The 404-nt window shown below is 69.6% G+C and carries 1 pseudogene; it reads left to right on the top strand.

Annotated features, from left to right (window positions below):
• Window positions 1-404, top strand: a pseudogene (locus QN345_RS19850) (hypothetical protein); the annotation flags it as partial.

Here is a 404-nt window from a genome sequence, read left to right as displayed (position 1 = left end):
GCCTCGGTCTACGGACTCGGAGTGTTCTCCGGCGCGGCCAGCTCATGCTGCGCTCCGGTACTGATCGGCGTAGCGGTCCTCTCCGGCGCAACGGCTTCGTTCCCCGCGGCACTGGCCGTTGGCCTCACCTATGTGGCCGGAATGGTCGCCCCCCTCGCCGTCCTGGCGCTGGTCTGGGACCGCAGGGACTGGGGCTCAAGCAAGTGGCTTCAGGGACGCCAGATCACCCTGCACCTGGGCCGGTACCGCCGCAGCCTCGCCGTCGGCAGTGCCGCCTCCGCCGTCCTACTCACCGTGATGGCCATCCTCACCTATATCCAGGCCGCGGTCGGACCCGGCATGACCTCAGGCGGCTGGCTCGCCCAGTTCGGCGCCGACCTCCAACACAGTGTCTCCGTCGCGAC

It is taken from the genome of Cryobacterium sp. 10I1 (assembly GCF_035019805.1).
Classification (GTDB): Bacteria; Actinomycetota; Actinomycetes; order Actinomycetales; family Microbacteriaceae; genus Cryobacterium; species Cryobacterium glucosi.
This window is presented reverse-complemented; position numbering and strand designations above follow the sequence as displayed.